The sequence below is a fragment of the Rivibacter subsaxonicus genome (genome assembly GCF_004217215.1).
GTDB classification, from domain to species: domain Bacteria; phylum Pseudomonadota; class Gammaproteobacteria; order Burkholderiales; family Burkholderiaceae_C; genus Rivibacter; species Rivibacter subsaxonicus.
This window is the reverse complement of record NZ_SHKP01000004.1, coordinates 1163728-1181539: the sequence shown is the minus strand read 5'-3', so window position 1 is coordinate 1181539 and position 17812 is coordinate 1163728. Positions and strand designations below refer to the sequence as shown.

Sequence of the window (17812 nt, the reverse complement as noted above, 5' to 3'; positions counted from 1 at the left end):
GCCTTTTTCATGGGCGCTTCAGCGGCTCAGCATCAGGTGCAAATCTGCGGCGCGCTCCGACTTGTTGCTCCACATCCAGCAGTAGTCCTGGTCGAGCCCGGCCTCGAGCCGACCCTCGAGTTCGGCGACCGCATCGCGGCGGGCCGGGTACTCGACCTTGTCGCCCTCGTGATAGTGGATGTTGAAGTTCAACGGGCCGTCGCTCTTGAAGGACCAGGCAATCGCCTGCCCCCTGGACAGCTTCCCGCAGACCTCGAGGAACTTTCCCGGAGCCAGCGTCGCGCGGCGCTCGAAGCGGCCTTGGCCGTCCCAGGCGATGTTCACCAGTTCGGCGTGCGCCAGCGGGCTGGCGCCGGCCAGGACGAGCACGAGGCCGAGCACGCGGAGCTTGTCGCGGCAGATCAATGATCTCGGGCTGCCGCAGTTCATCGAGCCACCTCGATCTCGGTCACGACGAAGCCGCCGGCGCTCTTCTCGGCCCTGAAGCGGATCTTGTCGCCGGCCTTCACGCCGTCGAGCAGCGCGGCGTCCCGGACCTGGAACACCATCGTCATCGGCGGCATCTCGAGGTTCCTGATCTCGCCATGCCGGATGGTGAGCTTGAGCGCCTCCTTGTCGACCTTGCGGATCTCACCGTCGCTCAGATGGCTCGCGGCGGAAGCGATCAGCGTCCAGAACGAGGTGGCCAGCGCCACCAGCAACAACTTCATCATGATGGATTCCTTGCCTGGGTCGCGGACACGCTGATCCGGCCCACCATGCCGGCCTGGTAGTGGCCGGCGATCAGGCAGGCGAAGTCGAACTCGCCCGCGCGGTTGAAGTGCCAGACGATCTCGCCGGCCTGGCCCGGTGGCACGTGGGCCATCCAGGGCTCGTCGTGCTCCATGTCGGGGAACCTGATCATCAGCGCGGCGTGGGCGTCGTTCTCCGCCCGGGTGCCGATCACGAACTCGTGGAGCATCCTGCCCTCGTTGCGGATCACGAAGCGGATCGTCTCGCCCTGCTTCACCGAGACCTTGTCGGGCGCGAAGCGCATGGTGTCGAGCATGCGGATCCGCACCGTGCGCCGGACCGCCTTCGCGTCACCCGCGATGCCCCATTCCTTCTGTTCCCTGACCACCGGCGCCGACTTGGCGGGGTGCGCCGCGTCGCCATGCGCATGCGCGCCCGACGCGAGGCAGCAGGCACCGACGGCGAGCGCCGCGGCGAGGTGTCTGACGTCGAGTTTCATCGATGCTCCTCGCTGCGATCAGTGACCGGCATGGCCGCCCGGCTTGCGCACATTGACCTCGATCTCGCCGGACGGTGCCTGCCGCCCCGGCATCGCGCGTCCGCCCTCGGCCTTGAACCGCGCCGGCTCGGCCAGCGCGCCGGCCCACTCGAAGGCCTGCGTGCCCGTCGGCTGCCTGAACCAGCCGGGGTTGCCGTAGTCGCCCGGCTTCTGGTTCCGGCGCACCTTGAGCATGCTGAACATGCCACCCATCTCGACCGAGCCGAACGGACCGGCGCCAGTCATCATCGGGATCGTGTTGTCGGGCAGCGGCATCTCCATCTCGGCCATGTCGGCCATGCCGCGCTCGCCCATCACCATGTAGTCGGGAATCAGCTTGGTGATCTGCCTGGCGAGGCCGCGGTGGTCGACGCCGATCATCGTCGGCACCGCGTGTCCCATCGCGTTCATCGTGTGATGACTCTTGTGGCAGTGAAAAGCCCAGTCGCCCTCCTCGTCGGCGATGAACTCGATCTGGCGCATCTGGCCGACCGCTATGTCGGTCGTCACCTCGGGCCAGCGCGCGGCTTTGGGCACCGGGCCGCCGTCGGTGCCACTGACCTCGAACTCGTGGCCGTGCAGGTGGATCGGGTGGTTGGTCATCGTCAGGTTGCCGATGCGCACGCGCACGCGGTCGCCCCGGCGCACGTTGAGCGTGTCGATGCCGGGAAAGATGCGGCTGTTCCAGGTCCAGAGATTGAAGTCGAGCATCGTCATGATCTTCGGCGTGGCGGTACCCGGCTCGATGTCGTAGGCATTGAGCAGGAAGCAGAAGTCGCGGTCGACCTCGGCGATCAGCGGGTGCTTCTGCCGCGGGTGCGTGACCCAGAAGCCCATCATCCCCATCGCCATCTGCACCATCTCGTCGGCATGCGGGTGGTACATGAAGGTGCCGGGCCGGCGCGCGACGAATTCATAGACGAAGGTCTTGCCGGGCTGGATCGAGGGCTGGGTCAGGCCCGAGACGCCGTCCATGCCGTTGGGCAGGCGCTGCCCGTGCCAGTGCATGCTGGTGTGCTCGGGCAGCTTGTTGGTGAGGAAGATGCGCACCCGGTCGCCCTCGACCACCTCGATCGTCGGCCCCGGGCTCTGGCCGTTGTAGCCCCACAGGTGGGCCTTCATGCCGGGTGCGAGCTCGCGCAGCACCGGCTCGGCCACCAGGTGGAACTCCTTGACGCCGGCATTCATGCGCCAGGGCAGCGTCCAGCCGTTGAGCGTGACCACGGGGTTGTAGGGCCGACCGCTGCTCGGCACCAGTGGCGGCATCGTGTCGGGCCGGGTTTGCATGACCGGCTCGGGCAGCGCGGCCAGGGCGACCTTGCTGACGGCGGCAGCGCCGGCAATGCCGGTGGCGCGCAGCAGATTGCGTCGGGAGAAAAGCATCGTGTGGACTCCGGGATTCAGTGGGCCGAGGCGCCGGCGGCAGCCATCGACGAATCGCGCACGGCCGGCAGGCTCGGCGGGCCGATCAGCGCCATCTCGAGGTCGGCCTGCGCGATCCAGTAGTCGCGTTGCGCCTCGATCGCGCCGTTGACCGCGGCGATCTGCGCGCGCGTGTCGGCCAGCAGTTCGAACACGCCGATCAGCATGCCGTTGTAGCGAAGCAGGTTCTCGTCGGAGATGCGCCGGGCGGCCGGCACGATGTCGTCGCGGTAGTGACGCGCGATGTCCCAGGCCGAGCGGTAGCCCAGGTAGGCCTCGCGCACCTGCGAGCGCGCGTCCACCGCCACCTGCGCGGTGCGGTGCACGCTCTGCATGTAGAGCGCCTCGGCCCTGGCCACGCGCGCGCCGCTCCAGTCGAACAGCGGGATCTCGAGCGTGATCTCGTAGCCGGTCTGGCGCGGCAGCTCGTTGGAGGTGTTGTGCTGGTAGCCCAGTTCGAGCACGTTGAGGAAGCGCGTGACCTTGCTCAGGCCCAGGTTCTTCGCCATCGCCTCCGATTGCAGCTTCGCCGCCTGCACGTCGAGCCGCTGCGCCATCGCCGCCTGCTCGATGTCGGGCCGGTCGGCCGGCTCCGGCGGCAGTTCGGGCAGGCGCGCGGGTAGCGCGAACTGCGTCTGCGTCCCCCACAGTCCGAGCTGGCGGATCAGGCGTTCTCGCGCGGCCACCTGGGCCCGCTGGGCGCGCGCCAGGTTCAGCGCCGCATCGGCGAAGAAGGCGTGCTCGCGCGCCTGCTGCAGCTTGTTCCAGTTGCCGGCCTCGGCCATGCGGCGCGCCAGCTCGGCGCCGGCATCGGCGGCCGCCTTGACGTCGCGCATGTAGCGCAGCGTCTGCTCGGCAGCGACCGCGCCGTAGTACGCCTTGCGGGCCTCGAAGGCCGCCGACAGCATCTGCATCGACACGCTGCGCTGCACGGCGCCAAAGCGCCGCTGCTCCATCGGCATGCTCAGCGGCAGCGCGATCAGGTGCGCCAGGTCGAAGGAGAAGCTTCGCTCGATCTCGCGCTCGCTGCCGCGCTTGAGGCGCGTGAAGTTGAAGCCGGGGTTGGGCAGGCGACTGGCCTGCACCAGCTCGGCCTCGGCGATGCCGAGTTCCTGCAGGCTGGCCTGCAGGCCGCGGTTGTTGAGCAGCGCAATCTGGACCGCGCTATCCGCCGTCAGCGGCTTGGCGAGCAGCTCGGCGACGCGCTGCTCGATGGTGACCAGGTCCGCGTCGCTGCGGGCCGGCAGCAGGTCCTTGCCGAGTTGTTCGCGCGCCGCCTGCTGCACCGGGGCGAGGCCGCCGTCCTCGCTCAGCGAGGCGCAGCCCGCCAGCAGCAGCACCGCCGATGCGAGCGCCACGTGGTGCCAGCGGCGCCGGGCGCCGAAACTCAATCTGCTCATGGCACCCTCCTCAACGCTTGTCGGTGGTCGCCGGAGCCGAGGCCGCCGCTTCGGGCGGTGCCGTCGACTGCGCCTCCCGCGCGTAGCTGCGCCAGCCGCCGATGCGCCCGACCTGGTCGTTGAGCTCGCGCCACGCGCCGACCGGCTGCTCGACGTTGGGCCGGTAACCGGTGAAGGCCGAGCGGTGGTTCAGCACCGGCACGCTGGCGGCGGGATCGGCCGGGTCGGCGCGCCGCGGCGCCGATGCGGGTGCGGCCACGCTTGCCGGCTGGGCCAGTGCGCCCGCGGCGACCAGCAACAGGGTCATGGCAGCCGCCGACGGAGCCACCCCCAATGGGATTCGGAACATGAAGAACCTCGCACGATGTCGATCGACCACCGCACCGATTGGCGCGGGACGACGGAAAGCACCGATCCGCGCGTGCGGATCGGCCGTTCAGGCGAGTTCGCTTCGGGGAGGTCGTTCGAGGCCGTCGATGGCCACGCGGGCATGCAGCCGAGGTGTCAGCGGCGCGTAGTCCGGAGCGACCCGCACCACCGGCATGAGCAGCGGCGCCTGCACCAGCGCCGCGCCGGTGCAGCAGGCGGCGCAGACGCTGCACTTGCCACCGGCCGGCTTGGCATCGGCCGCCTCGCCGTGATGGTGAGCCGCGTGCTCGTCGGCCACCGCCGGCGCGGACGGCTGGGCATCGTGCCGATGCGCCTGCGTCGTCGGCGGCGCCATGCCCCCGCACCACAGCATGGTGCGTGCGGCATGGCCCTGGACCGGCAGGGCCAGCGCCAACAGCAAACTCAACAGGATCCGGTGCCAACGGCTCATGGCCGCAGTGTAGGTCCGAGCGGCCCCCTAGGGCGTCGACCCGGGGGGGCGTGCGGCAGCCGACGCGCATAGAGTCGATGCCGGCCGCCATGGCCCATGACCCACAAGAAGGAGACAGCATGAGCATTACTGGCTTCGGGCGCTGGCGCCCGCTCCTCGCCCTCGCGCTGGCGGCGGTCGCCGGCGGCGCGTCGGCCCAGTCGCTGGCCGACCTGCGCAACGACGCCGCCACCCCGGGCGACGTGACGACCTACGGCATGGGCTGGGGCCAGCAGCGCCACTCCACGCTCACGCAGATCACGCCGGCCAACGTCAAGCGCCTGGTGCCGGTCTGGAACCTGAGTCTCGACAACTCGGCCAACGCCTCGAGCCAGCCGCTGCTGATCGACGGCGTGATGTACGTGGCCTCGCACACGCACACGATGGCGGTCGATCCGGTGAGCGGCCGGGTGAAGTGGAAGACCCCGATCGAGCTGCCGGCCGACATCAACGGCTATCTCTGCTGCGGAATCCACAGCCGCGGTCTCGCGGCGCTGGGCGGCATGCTCTACCGCACCACGATCGACGCGCACGTGGTGGCGATCAACATGGCCGACGGCAAGCAGGTCTGGAAGGTCAAGGCTGCCGACTACAAGGAAGGCTACACGCTGACCCAGGCGCCGCTGCTGGCCGGCGGCATGCTGCTGACCGGCATCTCCGGCGGCGAATACGGCACGCGCGGCTTCATAGCCGGCTGGGATCCGAAGACCGGCGAGCGCAAGTGGACCCGCCACACCACCGCGATGCCCGGCGAGCGCGGCGGCGACACCTGGAAGCCCGGCATGGCCGACAAGGGCGGCGCACCGACCTGGCTGACCGGCACCTACGACCCCGAGCTCGACCTCGTCTACTGGGGCACCGGCAACGGCAGTCCGTGGAACCCGGCCACGCGCGGCGGCGACTCGCTCTACATCAGTTCGGCGCTGGCGATCCGGCCCTCGAGCGGCGAGTTGGTCTGGCACTACCAGTTCTCGCCCGGCGACCCCTACGACTACGACGGCACCAACGAACTGGTGCTGGCCGAGCTGCCGATCAACGGCCAGCCGACCAAGGTGCTGATGCAGGCCAACCGCAACGGCTTCTTCTACGTGCTCGACCGCAGCAACGGCAAGCTGATCTCGGCCAAGCCCTTCGCTCGCAAGATCAACTGGGCCACGGGCATCGACCCGGCCAGCGGCCGCCCGATCGACACGCCGATGACGCAGAAGGTGCGCGTCACCGAGCAGGCGACCGAGATGATCGAGGTCTGGCCGAGCGCCTTCGGCGGCAAGAACTGGATGCCGATGAGCTACGACCCGGCGCGGCGGCTGGTGTTCATGAACACCATCGACGTCGGCATGAACATCAAGTACGTGCAGCAGGCGCGGCCGGGCGGCCCCAACTGGTGGCTCGGCCTCGAGCTCGGCGGCTTCGTCGCGCCGACCGACGGCATGCGCGGCACCTTGACCGCCTGGGATCCGGTGGCCGGCAAGAAGGTCTGGGAGCACCCGAACAAGAGCCCGTTCTGGGCCGGCGTGCTGTCGACCGCCAGCGGCCTGGTCTTCACCGGCGCGCAGACCGGCGCCTTCATGGCCTTCGACTCCAAGACCGGCAAGCAGCTCTGGCAGTTCCAGACCGGCTCCGGCATCAGCGGCCTGCCGATCACCTGGGAGCGCGACGGTCGCCAGTACATCACCGTGCTCAGCGGCTCGGCCACGGTCTATGCCGCGCTGGCCGGCGACCCCGACCTGGTCAACGTGCCGGCCGGCGGCTCGGTATGGACCTTCGCGCTGCAGCCCTGACGCTGCTGCTGGGCGCGGCGCTGCCAGGCGGCGCCGTGGCCCAGCAGGCACCGGCGGCCGACGCCGCGGCCCGCGTCGAGCTCGGCCGCCGCACCTACACCGGCACCTGCGCCCGCTGCCACGGCCTCAACCTCGTGACCAGCGGCATCGGCTTCGACCTGCGCACCTTTCCGCAGAACGACCGCGAACGCTTCGAGCGCTCGGTGACGCAGGGCCTGCGCGCGATGCCGGCGCTGGGCGGTGCACTCACGCCCGAACAACTCGACGCGCTCTGGGCCTACATCGGCGCGGTCAACGGCTGGAAGCCGTAGCCCGTGCGGCGATCTGATCGATCGGATGCTGATCGGCACCGCGTGTGTCGAAGGCTCTGTGCTGGTGACGTGTGACCGCAACATCCTCGAACTGGCCTGGCCCATCCTCGGCGACCTGTTGCTCAAGGCCTGAAACGATGCGCCTTTTGGCGAGTTGGGCATAGCTCATGGCGACCACTGCCGACACACTCAATGACCGCGTTGTAGCCTGGCTAGTGCCGCTTATCGGCCACGAGTTCGATCTCGAAGATCTGCCGCATTGGCTGAACGGCCGGGATGTGCATGCGGTGAAGCGGGATGACGGCTACTACCTCGTCATTCCCGCATCGTTGGCTGGGGTCGCTACCAAGCAGGTTCGCGCAATCGCAGCGTCGCACCTCGAACTGATCAACGGCGCTGGTCGCTTGCTGAACACTTCATACCGTGAGCTGGCGATAGACGACAAGTTCTTCGGCATCGATACCGATGGCCACATAGTCAGCACCGTACTTGCAGTCGGAGCTGCGGAGTACAGAACCAAGGCAGGCGCTGCGACCGTTGTCGTCAACGGCATCGCTCAGGCGGATCCGCGCACCGGTGCAGCCGATCCGCTGCTGCGTGCGGCCTCTCTCTCAACGCGTGCCAGCGACGCTCTGATCATCGTCGGACGATCGAATCTCACGTGGTCCGAGCTCTACCTGGTGTTCGAGTTGGTCGAATCAGAGTGCGGCAGCCGAATGTTCGACCTCGGATGGATCAAACGATCGGACGCGAATCTGCTCTCGCGAACGGCCAATAGCTACTCGGTACTCCGAAGCCGGGGCCGCCACGGTAAGGATCGCAACGATCCGCCGTCTGCGCCAATGGCGCTCCGAAACGCAGGTGACCTCATTCGCGCACTGGTCTGCTCATGGCTGCGAGATCTGTCCGAGCACCCGGATGGCGCAAGCCGCGATGAATCGAAGTCCCGCGGCCGACACCGCGCTCGCGCCTAGGCCCGGCACCCGTCTGTCTGGCGCCAGACATCGAAAGCAAACCGGCGTCGCTTTGCTCAACGCCGCGCCGGCGGCAGGTCGGTGCAACTGCCGTGCGCCACCTCGGCTGCCATGCCGAGGCTTTCGCCCAGCGTCGGGTGCGGGTGGATGGTCTTGCCGATGTCGACCATGTCGGCGCCCATCTCGACGGCCAGCGCGACCTCGCCGATCATGTCGCCGGCATGGGTGCCGACGATGGCGCCGCCGAGGATGCGATGCGACTCCGCATCGAAGATCAGCTTGGTGAAGCCCTCGTCGCGGCCATTGGCGATGGCGCGGCCCGAGGCCGTCCACGGGAACAGGCCCTTGGTGATCTTGATGCCCTGGGCCTTGGCCTCGTCTTCCGTCAGCCCGACCCAGGCCACCTCTGGGTCGGTGTAGGCCACGCTCGGGATCACACGGGCGTCGAAGGCGCTGCGCGCGAGCTTGTCGTCGCCCTTGAGTTCGCCGGCGATCACCTCGGCCGCCACATGACCCTCGTGCACCGCCTTGTGCGCCAGCATGGGCTGGCCGACGATGTCGCCGATCGCGAAGATCGTCGGTACGTTGGTGCGCATCTGCAGGTCGACCGGAATGAAGCCGCGTTCGCCGACCGCCACGCCGGCCGCCTCGGCGCCGATGCGCTTGCCGTTGGGCGTGCGACCCACCGCCTGCAGCACCAGGTCGTAGGTCTGCGGCGCCGGAGCGCCCTCGCCCTCGAACGAGACCTCGATGCCATCGGCCTTGGCGATCGCGCCGACCGTCTTGGTCTTCAGCATCACATGGTCGAAGCGCTTCTTGTTGAACTTCTCCCAGACCTTCACCAGGTCGCGGTCGGCACCCAGCATCAGGCTGTCCATCATCTCGACCACGTCCAGGCGCGCGCCGAGCGTGGAGTACACCGTACCCATCTCGAGGCCGATGATGCCGCCGCCGATCACCAGCATGCGCTTCGGGCTCTGGCGCAGTTGCAGCGCGCCGGTCGAGGTGACGATGCGCGGATCGTCCTTGGGCAGGAACGGCAGCTTCACCGCTTCGGAGCCGGCGGCGATGATCGCGCGCTTGAACTTCACCGTCTTCGCACCGCCGTCGGCGGCCGTCACGCGCAGGTGCTGCGGATCGACGAAGACACCGTCGCCGGTCAGCACCGTGACCTTGCGCATCTTGGCCATCGCGGCCAGGCCGCCGGTCAGCTTGCCGACCACCTTGTCCTTGTGCGCGCGCAGCTTGTCGAGGTCGATCGCCGGCTTGTCGAACTTCACGCCGAGCGCCTCGAAATGCGAGGTCTCGTCGATCACCGCCGCCACGTGCAGCAGCGCCTTGCTCGGGATGCAGCCGACGTTGAGGCAGACGCCACCGAGCGTCAGGTAGCGCTCGACCAGCGCGACCTTGAGGCCGAGGTCGGCGGCGCGGAAGGCCGCCGAGTAGCCGCCCGGGCCGGCGCCGAGCACCAGCACGTCGAACTCGCCTTCGACCGCGCCGGCGAAGGCCGCTGCGGCCACCGGGGCGGGCGCGGGGGCGACTGCCGCCGCGGCCGGTGCCGCCGCGGGCGCGGGGGCCGGCGTAGCAGCGGCCGACTCGGCCGTCTCCAGCACCAGCACCACCGAACCCTGCTTGACCTTGTCGCCCAGCGCGACGCGCAGTTCCTTCACCGTGCCGGCGTGCGAGCTCGGAATCTCCATCGAGGCCTTGTCGCTCTCGACCGTGATCAGGCTCTGTTCGGCCTTGACCACGTCGCCCGCCTTGACCAGCAGTTCGATCACCGCGACCTCGTCGAAATCGCCGATGTCAGGGACTTTCACTTCAACGCTTGCCATGCCGCGCTCCTTACAGCATCACGCGGCGGAAGTCCGCCAGCACCGCGCCCAGGTAGGCGTTGAAGCGCGCCGCGGCGGCGCCGTCGATGACGCGGTGGTCCCAGCTCAGCGACAGCGGCAGCATCAGCCGCGGCTGGAAGGCCTTGCCGTCCCAGACCGGCTCGGTGCCGCTCTTGCAGACGCCGAGGATGGCGACCTCGGGTGCGTTGATGATCGGCGTGAAGTAGCGCCCGCCGATGCCGCCCAGCGAGCTGATGCTGAAGCAGCCGCCGCTCATCTCGGCCGGGCTCAGCTTGCCGTCGCGCGCCTTCTTGGCGAGTTCGTTCATCTCCGTGCTGATCTGCAGGATGCCCTTCTGGTCGCAGTCGCGGATCACCGGCACCATCAGGCCGTTCGGCGTATCGGCCGCGAAGCCGATGTGGAAGTACTTCTTGAGAACGATCTGCTCGCCGTCGAGGCTGGCGTTGAACTCGGGGAACTTCTTCAGCGCCGCGACGCTGGCCTTGATCAGGAAGGCGAGCATCGTGACCTTGACGCCGCTCTTCTCGCTTTCCTTGTTGAGCTGGACGCGGAAGGCCTCGAGCTCGGTGATGTCGGCATCGTCATGGTTGGTGACATGCGGGATCACGACCCAGTTGCGGTGCAGGTTGGCGCCGCTGATCTTCTTGATGCGTCCCAGGTCCTTGCGTTCGACCGCGCCGAACTTCGTGAAGTCGACCTTGGGCCAGGCCAGCAGCTCGAGCCCCGCACCGCCACCACTTGCGGCGGCCGGCGCCGGCCCCTTCGCGGCCTGGGCCTGCGTGCGCAGCTCGCCCGCGATCACGCCCTTGACGAAGCCCTGCACGTCCTCCTGCGTGATGCGGCCCTTGGGCCCGCTGCCCCTGACCTCGGCCAGCGGCACGCCGAGTTCGCGCGCGAACTTGCGGATCGAGGGCGAGGCATGCGGCAAGGCGCCGCTCGGCGCCTGCGGCTCGGGCGGCAGCGCGGCGGTCGGCACGGTGCGCTCGACCGGGGCACTGCTCAGCGCGGCCGGAGCCGACGCTGCCGCCGCGGGCGCCGGTGCTGCGCTCGCTGCCGGTGCCGCACCGGCGGCCGCCTTCAGCACTACCACCGGCGTGCCCTTGCCGACCTTGTCGCCGATCTTCACCAGCAGCGACTCGACCACGCCGGCATGCGAGGACGGGATCTCCATCGAGGCCTTGTCGCTCTCGACAGTGATCAGGCTCTGCTCCACCTTGACGGCATCGCCCGGCTTGACCAGCAGCTCGATCACCGCGACCTCGTCGAAGTCGCCAATGTCGGGCACCTCGACCGTGACGCTGGCACCGGCCGGCGCAGCCGCTGCTGCCACAGGCGCGACAGCGGCAAGCACCGGCGCCGCGACCGGTGCGGCAGCAGCCGGCGCCGGCGCGGCCGGCGTTGCCGCCGCCTCGCCCGCCGTCTCCAGGAGCAGCACCAGCGCGCCCTCGGCGACCTTGTCGCCGAGCTTGACCTTGAGCTCCTTCACGACGCCGGCATGGCTCGACGGAATCTCCATCGATGCCTTGTCGCTCTCGACCGTGATCAGGCTCTGCTCGGCCTTGATGCTGTCGCCGGGCTTGACCAGCACCTCGATGATTTCAACGCTTTCGAAGTCGCCGATGTCGGGGACTTTGACTTCAACCAGGGCCATACCTTGTCTCCGTTTTCTTCACCCGGCCGCGCTCAGGCGTACAGCGGATTGATCTTGTCGGCGTCGAGACCGTACTTCTTGATCGCCTCTGCCACCTTGGCCATCGGCAACGTGCCCTCGTCGGCCAGCGACTTCAGCGCCGCGACCACGATGTAGTGGCGGTTGACCTCGAAGTGCGCGCGCAGCTTGGAGCGGAAGTCGCTGCGGCCGAAGCCGTCGGTGCCGAGCACCTTGTACGTGCGACCCTTGGGCATGAAGGCGCGGATCTGCTCGGCGTAGTTCTTCATGTAGTCGGTGCTGGCGATCACCGGGCCGGCGTGCTTCTCGAGCTGCTGGGTCACGAAGGCGACGCGCGGCTTGTCGGTGGGATGCAGAAGGTTCCAGCGCTCGCAGTCCTGGCCATCACGCGTGAGTTCGTTGAAGCTCGGGCAGCTCCAGACGTTGGCGGCCACGCCCCAGTCCTGCTCCAGTAGGAGCTTGGCGGCCTGGCTCTCGCGCAGGATGGTGCCGCTGCCGAGCAGGTTGACGCGCGGCGTCTTCTTGGCACCCTCCTCCAGCAGGTACATGCCCTTGACGATCTGCTCCTCGGTGCCGGGCTTGAGGCCGGGCATCGGGTAGTTCTCGTTGAGCAGCGTGATGTAGAAGTAGACGTTCTCCTGCTTCTCGACCATGCGCTGCAGGCCGTTGTGCAGGATGACCGCAACCTCGTGGGCGAAGGTGGGGTCGTAGGAGATGCAGTTGGGGATCGTGCCGGCCAGGATGTGGCTGTGGCCGTCCTCGTGCTGCAGGCCCTCGCCGTTGAGCGTGGTGCGGCCCGAGGTGCCGCCGAGCAGGAAGCCCCGCGCCTGCATGTCGCCGGCGGCCCAAGCCAGGTCGCCGATGCGCTGGAAGCCGAACATCGAGTAGTAGACGAAGAACGGGACCATGACCCGGTTGTTCGTCGAGTAGCTGGTGGCCGCCGCGATCCAGCTGCTCATGCCGCCGGCCTCGTTGATGCCTTCCTGCAGGATCTGGCCGTCCTTGCTCTCGCGGTAGTACATGACCTGGTCGCGATCCTGCGGCGTGTACTTCTGGCCCTCGGGCGAGTAGATGCCGATCTGGCGGAACAGCCCCTCCATGCCGAAGGTGCGTGCTTCATCCACCAGGATCGGCACCGTGCGCGGACCGAGCTTCTCGTCGCGCAGCAACTGCGTGAGGAAGCGCACGTAGGCCTGCGTCGTGCTGATCTCGCGGCCTTCGACGGTGGGCTCGAGCACGGCCTTGAAGGTCTCGAGCTTCGGCACCGGCAGCTTCTCCTCGGCCTGCGTCCGGCGCTGCGGCAGGTAGCCGCCGAGAGCCTGGCGGCGCTCGTGCAGGTAGCGCATCTCGGGCGTGTCGTCGGCCGGCTTCAGGAAGGGGATGCCCTTGCTCAACTGCTCGTCGGAGATCGGGATGTTGAAGCGGTCGCGGAAGGCGCGCACATCGTCGTCGCCGAGCTTCTTGGCCTGGTGGGCGATGTTCTTGCCCTCGCCCGACTTGCCCATGCCGAAGCCCTTGACGGTCTTGATCAGCAGCACCGTCGGCTGGTCCTTGGTGTTGACCGCTCGGTGGTAGGCCGCGTAGACCTTCTGCGGGTCGTGGCCACCACGCTGCAGGCGCCAGATGTCGTCGTCGCTCATCTTGGCGACCATCTCCAGCGTCTTCGGATGGCGACCGAAGAAATGCTTGCGCACGAAGGCGCCGTCGTTCGCCTTGCAGGCCTGGTAATCGCCGTCGACCATCTCCATCATGATCTGGCGCAGGATGCCGTCCTTGTCGCGCGCCAGCAGCGGATCCCAGTAGTTGCCCCAGAGCAGCTTGATCACGTTCCAGCCGGCACCGCGGAACTCGCCTTCGAGCTCCTGCACGATCTTGCCGTTGCCGCGCACCGGGCCATCGAGGCGCTGCAGGTTGCAGTTGACGACGAAGATCAGGTTGTCGAGCTTCTCGCGCGCGGCCAGGCCGATGGCGCCGAGCGACTCAGGCTCGTCCATCTCGCCGTCGCCGCAGAAGACCCAGACCTTGCGCTGGCTGGTGTCGGCAATGCCGCGCGCATGCAGGTACTTGAGGAAGCGCGCCTGGTAGATCGCCATCAGCGGGCCGAGGCCCATCGAGACGGTCGGGAACTGCCAGAACTCGGGCATCAGCTTCGGGTGCGGATAGCTCGACAGACCCTTGCCGTCGACCTCCTGGCGGAAGTTCAGCAGCTGGTCCTCGCTGATGCGCCCTTCCATGAAGGCCCGCGCATAGATGCCGGGCGAGGAATGGCCCTGGATGTAGAGCAGGTCGCCGCCATGGGTGCCGCCCTTGGCGGTGTCGTCGGCGTGCCAGAAGTGGTTGAAGCCGGCGCCGAACATCGTCGCCACCGAGGCAAAGCTGGAGATGTGGCCGCCGAGGTCGCCGCCGTCGGCCGGGTCGAGCCGGTTGGCCTTGACCACCATCGCCATCGCGTTCCAGCGCATGTAGGCGCGCAGCCGCTCCTCGATCTCGAGGTTGCCGGGGCAGCGCTCCTCGTCGGCCGGCTCGATGGTGTTGACGTAGCCGGTGGTGGCCGAGAACGGCATGTCGATGCCGGTCTGGCGGGCGTGCTCGAGCAACTGTTCGAGCAGGAAGTGGCCGCGTGCGCGACCCTCCGTGTCGACCACCGCGCTGAAGGCGTCGAGCCACTCGCGGGTTTCCTGGCGGTCGGCGTCGGCGGCATTGCCAGGCGGACGCGACTCGGGCGTGTCAGACAGTACGGCGGACATGTTTTGTCTCCTCAGAACGGCTTCGCACCCGCCAGCGCACGCTCGATCGGCGAGCCCGGCAGAACGGCCGCTAGTGTGGCACATCTAAAGTCAAATTCCAAATGCCGCAACGTAGTTGCGTATTATGAAATACATTTCAACGCATTCCGGGCCGAGGTAGCAGCCCTTGATAATCGGGACCAATGCCCTCCACGCGTGCCTCTTCCCAGACCGAAAAGCCGCTGCTTTCGCGTCGCCAGCGCCTGTTCGGCTCCTGGTGGAAGCGCCAGTCACCGGCCCGCCAGGACCGCTTTGCCACCATCGGCCCGCTGATCTCGGTGTTGCTGTTCCTGGCAGCGATGGTCGCGGCCTTCTGGTACCTGCGCAACGAGGAATTCGAGCGCGAGCAGGAATCGGTCAAGCGCGACACCGAGATCGCCCAACAGCAGATCCGGCTGCGCATGATCGAGAACCAGGAGCAGCTGGTGCGCATGGCGCGCGAGGTCGCCACGCAAGCCATCGACGTCGACGAGTTCGTCGGCCAGGCCACCGGCTTCGTGCGCGAACGCCCCGAGGTGACGAGCCTGAGCTGGATCAAGGCCGACCGCAGCACGCGCGCCCGCTACGACTCGCCGAACCACCCGCTCGACCCCGACCGCCGCCTCGAGCCCGATCGCCCCGTGGTGGAGGCCCCCCGACGCGCGCGCACCCGGCCCGCCGCACCGCCGCCGCCCGCAACGCCCGATGCGCCTGCCAGTCTCGGCAGCGAACCGGATCGAGCCTTTGCCGCGGCGCGCGAACTGCGCCAGCCGGTCTACTCGCGCCCCTATCTCAACCCGCTCGGCCAGCCGGTGTTCCAGGTCCACGTGCCCCTGCTCGACCGCAGCGCGTTCGCCGGCGCGCTGGTGTCGGAGGTCGCGCTCGAATCGCTGCTGCGCCACTACGTGCCCTCGGAAGTGGCGCGACGCCACGCGATCTCGCTGATCGACGGCTCGGGCCAGGTGCTTGCCAGCACCGTCACCCGCGACGCGGCCGACGTGGCGCGCCGCCCGGCCTTCGTCGAGCAGGTGCCGGTGGCGCCGGTCGGCAACGGCCTGGTGCTGCGCGGCCAGGGCTGGCGCACCTCGATCGGCCTGATCGGCAACGCGCTGTTCTGGATGGTGGTGGCGCTGTCGTGCCTGACGGTATGGATGCTGCTGGGAACCTGGCGCCACATGCGCCGGCGCAGCCAGATCCAGGGCGCGCTGAGCTCGGAGACCAACTTCCGCCGGGCGATGGAGAACTCCATGCTGACCGGCATGCGGGCGATGGACCTCGAAGGACGCATCACCTACGTCAACCCGGCTTTCTGCGCGATGACCGGCTTTGCCGAGCACGAGCTGATCGGCAAGCTGCCGCCCTTCCCGCACTGGCCGCCCGATCGCCTCGAGGAAAGCATGCGCCTGTTCCAGCAGGAACTGCTCGGCCGCAGCCCCGCGGGCGGCATCGAGGTCAAGGTGCTGCGCAAGGACGGCAGCGTCTTCGACGCCCGCATGTACGTCTCGCCGCTCATCGACGCCAAGGGCCACCAGACCGGCTGGATGACCTCCATGACCAACATCACCGAGGCCAAGCGGGTGCGCGACCAGCTCTCGGCCTCGCACGAGCGCTTCACGACCGTGCTCGAGGGCCTGGAGGCGGCTGTCTCGGTGCTCTCGGTCCAGGGTGCCGAACTGCTGTTCGCCAACCGCTCCTACCGGCTCTGGTTCGGCGCCGACGCCCAGGGCCACGCCCGGCTCGCCGGCGAGGAAGCGAGCGCGGTGGCGCTGCGCGACGGCGACGACGCGGTCGACAGCCTCGGCGGCCTGCCGACGCAGGAGCTGACCGAGGCCAGCGCCGACGCGCGCGAGGTCTACGTCCCCCAGCAGCAGAAGTGGTTCGACGTGCGCAGCCGCTACCTGCAGTGGACCGACGGCCGCATCGCGCAGATGCTGATCGCCACCGACATCACCTCCCGCGTGCGCGCCGAGGAGCAATCCAAGCACCAGGCCGAGCGGGCCCAGGAAACCAGCCGCCTGATCACGATGGGCGAGATGGCGAGCTCCGTCGCGCACGAGTTGAACCAACCGCTGACCGCGATCAGCAACTACTGCAACGGCATCATCTCGCGCGTGCGCGCCGGCTCGATCGCCGAGCCCGACCTGGTGGCGGCGCTGGAGAAGACCGCGCGCCAGGCCCAGCGCGCCGGCCAGATCATCCACCGCATCCGCGAGTTCGTGCGGCGCAGCGAGCCACGCCGGCAGCCGGCGCAGGCCCAGGACATCGTCGACGACGCGGTCGAACTGGCCGGCATCGAACTGCGCCGGCGCAACGTGCAGATCCACACCTACGTCGCGCAGCGGCTGCCGCAGATCGTGGTCGACCCGATCCTGATCGAGCAGGTGCTGCTGAACCTGCTGAAGAACGCGGCCGAGGCGATCGACAACGCCAAGCTGCCGCCGTCGCGGCGCCACATCGAGCTGCGCGTGGTGCCACGCCACATGCCGGACGAGGGCGGCGTCATCGAGTTCAGCGTCAGCGACACCGGCCCCGGCCTGAAGGACGAGGTCATCGGCCGCCTCTACGAAGCATTTTTCTCGACCAAGAGTGACGGATTGGGCATCGGGCTGTCCCTGTGCCGGTCGATCATCGAGTCGCACCGGGGTCGGATCCGCGCCGAGAACCTCTACAATGGGTCGACGGTGGTTGGTTGCCGTTTCTCCTTCACGGTGCCGGTGGAAATCAGCAGCGCTGGGCTGGTTGGCAACCGCAGCATCGATGTCGCCCCGAACGCGTCTTCGGGCGAATTGCGGCCTGCCGCGACCCAAACCCAGAACGCATGAGCCTCATCCCGAAGAAAGGTACGGTCTACGTTGTCGATGACGACGAAGCCGTCCGTGATTCCCTCCAGTGGCTGCTCGAAGGCAAGGACTACCGGGTCAAGTGCTTCGACTCGGCCGAGTCCTTCCTGTCGCGCCTCGATCCGCGCGAGGTGGCGTGCCTAGTGGCCGACATCCGCATGGACGGCATGACCGGGCTCGACCTGCAGGACCGCCTGATCGAGCGCAAGAGCCCGCTGCCGATCGTCTTCATCACCGGCCACGGCGACGTGCCGATGGCCGTCGGCACGATGAAGAAGGGCGCGATGGACTTCATCGAGAAGCCTTTCAAGGAAGAAGAGTTGCTCGGCCTCGTCGAGCGCATGCTCGAGCAGGCGCGCGCCTCCTTTGCCCATCACCAGGAGCAGGCCAGCCGCGACGCGCTGCTGTCGCGCCTGACCACGCGCGAGAGCCAGGTGCTCGAGCGCATCGTCGCCGGCCGCCTCAACAAGCAGATCGCCGATGACCTCGGCATCAGCATCAAGACGGTCGAGGCGCACCGCGCCAACATCATGGAAAAGCTCAACGCCAACACCGTGGCCGATCTGCTGAAGATCGCGCTCGGCGCCCAGGCCAAAGCCTGAGTCGTTTGTCTCGAAGGAAGGCCGCTCCCCGAGCGGCCTTCTTGCTTTCAGAGCCTCACTTGC

15 protein-coding genes are annotated in these 17812 nt (G+C 68.3%); 5 read left to right on the top strand and 10 right to left on the bottom strand.

The window, feature by feature from the left end:
- Positions 1-18: 18 nt before the first annotated feature.
- From EV670_RS05540 to EV670_RS05510, 7 genes are all read right to left on the bottom strand, one after another.
- Positions 19-429: a hypothetical protein gene (locus tag EV670_RS05540; RefSeq protein WP_130430778.1), complete on the bottom strand. Its 411-nt coding sequence runs from the start codon at positions 427-429 to the stop codon at positions 19-21.
- Positions 426-713, bottom strand: coding sequence for a copper-binding protein (locus EV670_RS05535; RefSeq protein WP_130430777.1), 288 nt, complete (start codon positions 711-713; stop codon positions 426-428). Before EV670_RS05535 ends, EV670_RS05540 begins: the two co-directional genes overlap by 4 nt.
- Positions 710-1231, bottom strand: coding sequence for a cupredoxin domain-containing protein (locus EV670_RS05530; protein ID WP_130430776.1), 522 nt, complete (start codon positions 1229-1231; stop codon positions 710-712). The genes EV670_RS05535 and EV670_RS05530 overlap by 4 nt, the downstream gene beginning before the upstream one ends.
- An 18-nt stretch (positions 1232-1249) precedes the next feature.
- Positions 1250-2653, bottom strand: a complete 1404-nt coding sequence (locus EV670_RS05525) for a multicopper oxidase family protein (RefSeq protein WP_130430775.1) — start codon at positions 2651-2653, stop codon at positions 1250-1252.
- 17 nt (positions 2654-2670) lie between these two features.
- The gene (locus tag EV670_RS05520) at positions 2671-4092 is read right to left on the bottom strand and encodes a TolC family protein (protein ID WP_130430774.1); all 1422 of its coding nucleotides are present in this window, start codon (positions 4090-4092) and stop codon (positions 2671-2673) included.
- Between the two features lie 10 nt (positions 4093-4102).
- Positions 4103-4399, bottom strand: coding sequence for a hypothetical protein (locus tag EV670_RS05515; protein WP_130430773.1), 297 nt, complete (start codon positions 4397-4399; stop codon positions 4103-4105).
- Between the two features lie 129 nt (positions 4400-4528).
- Positions 4529-4912 (bottom strand): hypothetical protein, encoded by a 384-nt coding sequence (locus tag EV670_RS05510; RefSeq protein WP_130430772.1) that lies wholly within the window; start codon positions 4910-4912, stop codon positions 4529-4531.
- Positions 4913-5031: 119 nt separating this feature from the next.
- On the opposite strand from EV670_RS05510, the gene EV670_RS05505 reads away from it, so the two are divergent.
- From EV670_RS05505 to EV670_RS05495, 3 genes are all read left to right on the top strand, one after another.
- Entirely contained in the window at positions 5032-6732 is a 1701-nt protein-coding gene (locus tag EV670_RS05505; protein ID WP_130430771.1) for a PQQ-dependent dehydrogenase, methanol/ethanol family, read from the top strand.
- Positions 6708-7043 (top strand): c-type cytochrome, encoded by a 336-nt coding sequence (locus tag EV670_RS05500; RefSeq protein ID WP_130430770.1) that lies wholly within the window; start codon positions 6708-6710, stop codon positions 7041-7043. Before EV670_RS05505 ends, EV670_RS05500 begins: the two co-directional genes overlap by 25 nt.
- 167 nt (positions 7044-7210) lie before the next feature.
- The gene (locus EV670_RS05495; RefSeq protein WP_130430769.1) at positions 7211-8017 is read left to right on the top strand and encodes a hypothetical protein; all 807 of its coding nucleotides are present in this window, start codon (positions 7211-7213) and stop codon (positions 8015-8017) included.
- Positions 8018-8073: 56 nt separating this feature from the next.
- On the opposite strand, the gene lpdA is transcribed toward EV670_RS05495, so the two are convergent.
- From lpdA to aceE, 3 genes are read right to left on the bottom strand one after another with little or no spacing between them, the layout of a single operon-like run.
- Positions 8074-9852, bottom strand: coding sequence for a dihydrolipoyl dehydrogenase (lpdA, locus tag EV670_RS05490; protein ID WP_130430768.1), 1779 nt, complete (start codon positions 9850-9852; stop codon positions 8074-8076).
- A 10-nt stretch (positions 9853-9862) separates the two neighbouring features.
- Positions 9863-11524 (bottom strand): dihydrolipoyllysine-residue acetyltransferase, encoded by a 1662-nt coding sequence (gene aceF, locus EV670_RS05485; RefSeq protein ID WP_130430767.1) that lies wholly within the window; start codon positions 11522-11524, stop codon positions 9863-9865.
- A gap of 32 nt (positions 11525-11556) precedes the next feature.
- Entirely contained in the window at positions 11557-14289 is a 2733-nt protein-coding gene (gene aceE / locus EV670_RS05480) for a pyruvate dehydrogenase (acetyl-transferring), homodimeric type (RefSeq protein WP_130430766.1), read from the bottom strand.
- Positions 14290-14471: 182 nt separating this feature from the next.
- Between aceE and EV670_RS05475 the strand changes: the two genes are divergently transcribed.
- Both EV670_RS05475 and EV670_RS05470 read left to right on the top strand, forming a co-directional pair.
- Positions 14472-17129, top strand: a complete 2658-nt coding sequence (locus tag EV670_RS05475) for a PAS domain-containing sensor histidine kinase (protein ID WP_130430765.1) — start codon at positions 14472-14474, stop codon at positions 17127-17129.
- A complete protein-coding gene (locus EV670_RS05470) occupies positions 17126-17749 on the top strand; it encodes a response regulator transcription factor (protein WP_130430764.1) in 624 nt (207 codons plus the stop codon). Before EV670_RS05475 ends, EV670_RS05470 begins: the two co-directional genes overlap by 4 nt.
- Positions 17750-17812 lie beyond the last annotated feature (63 nt).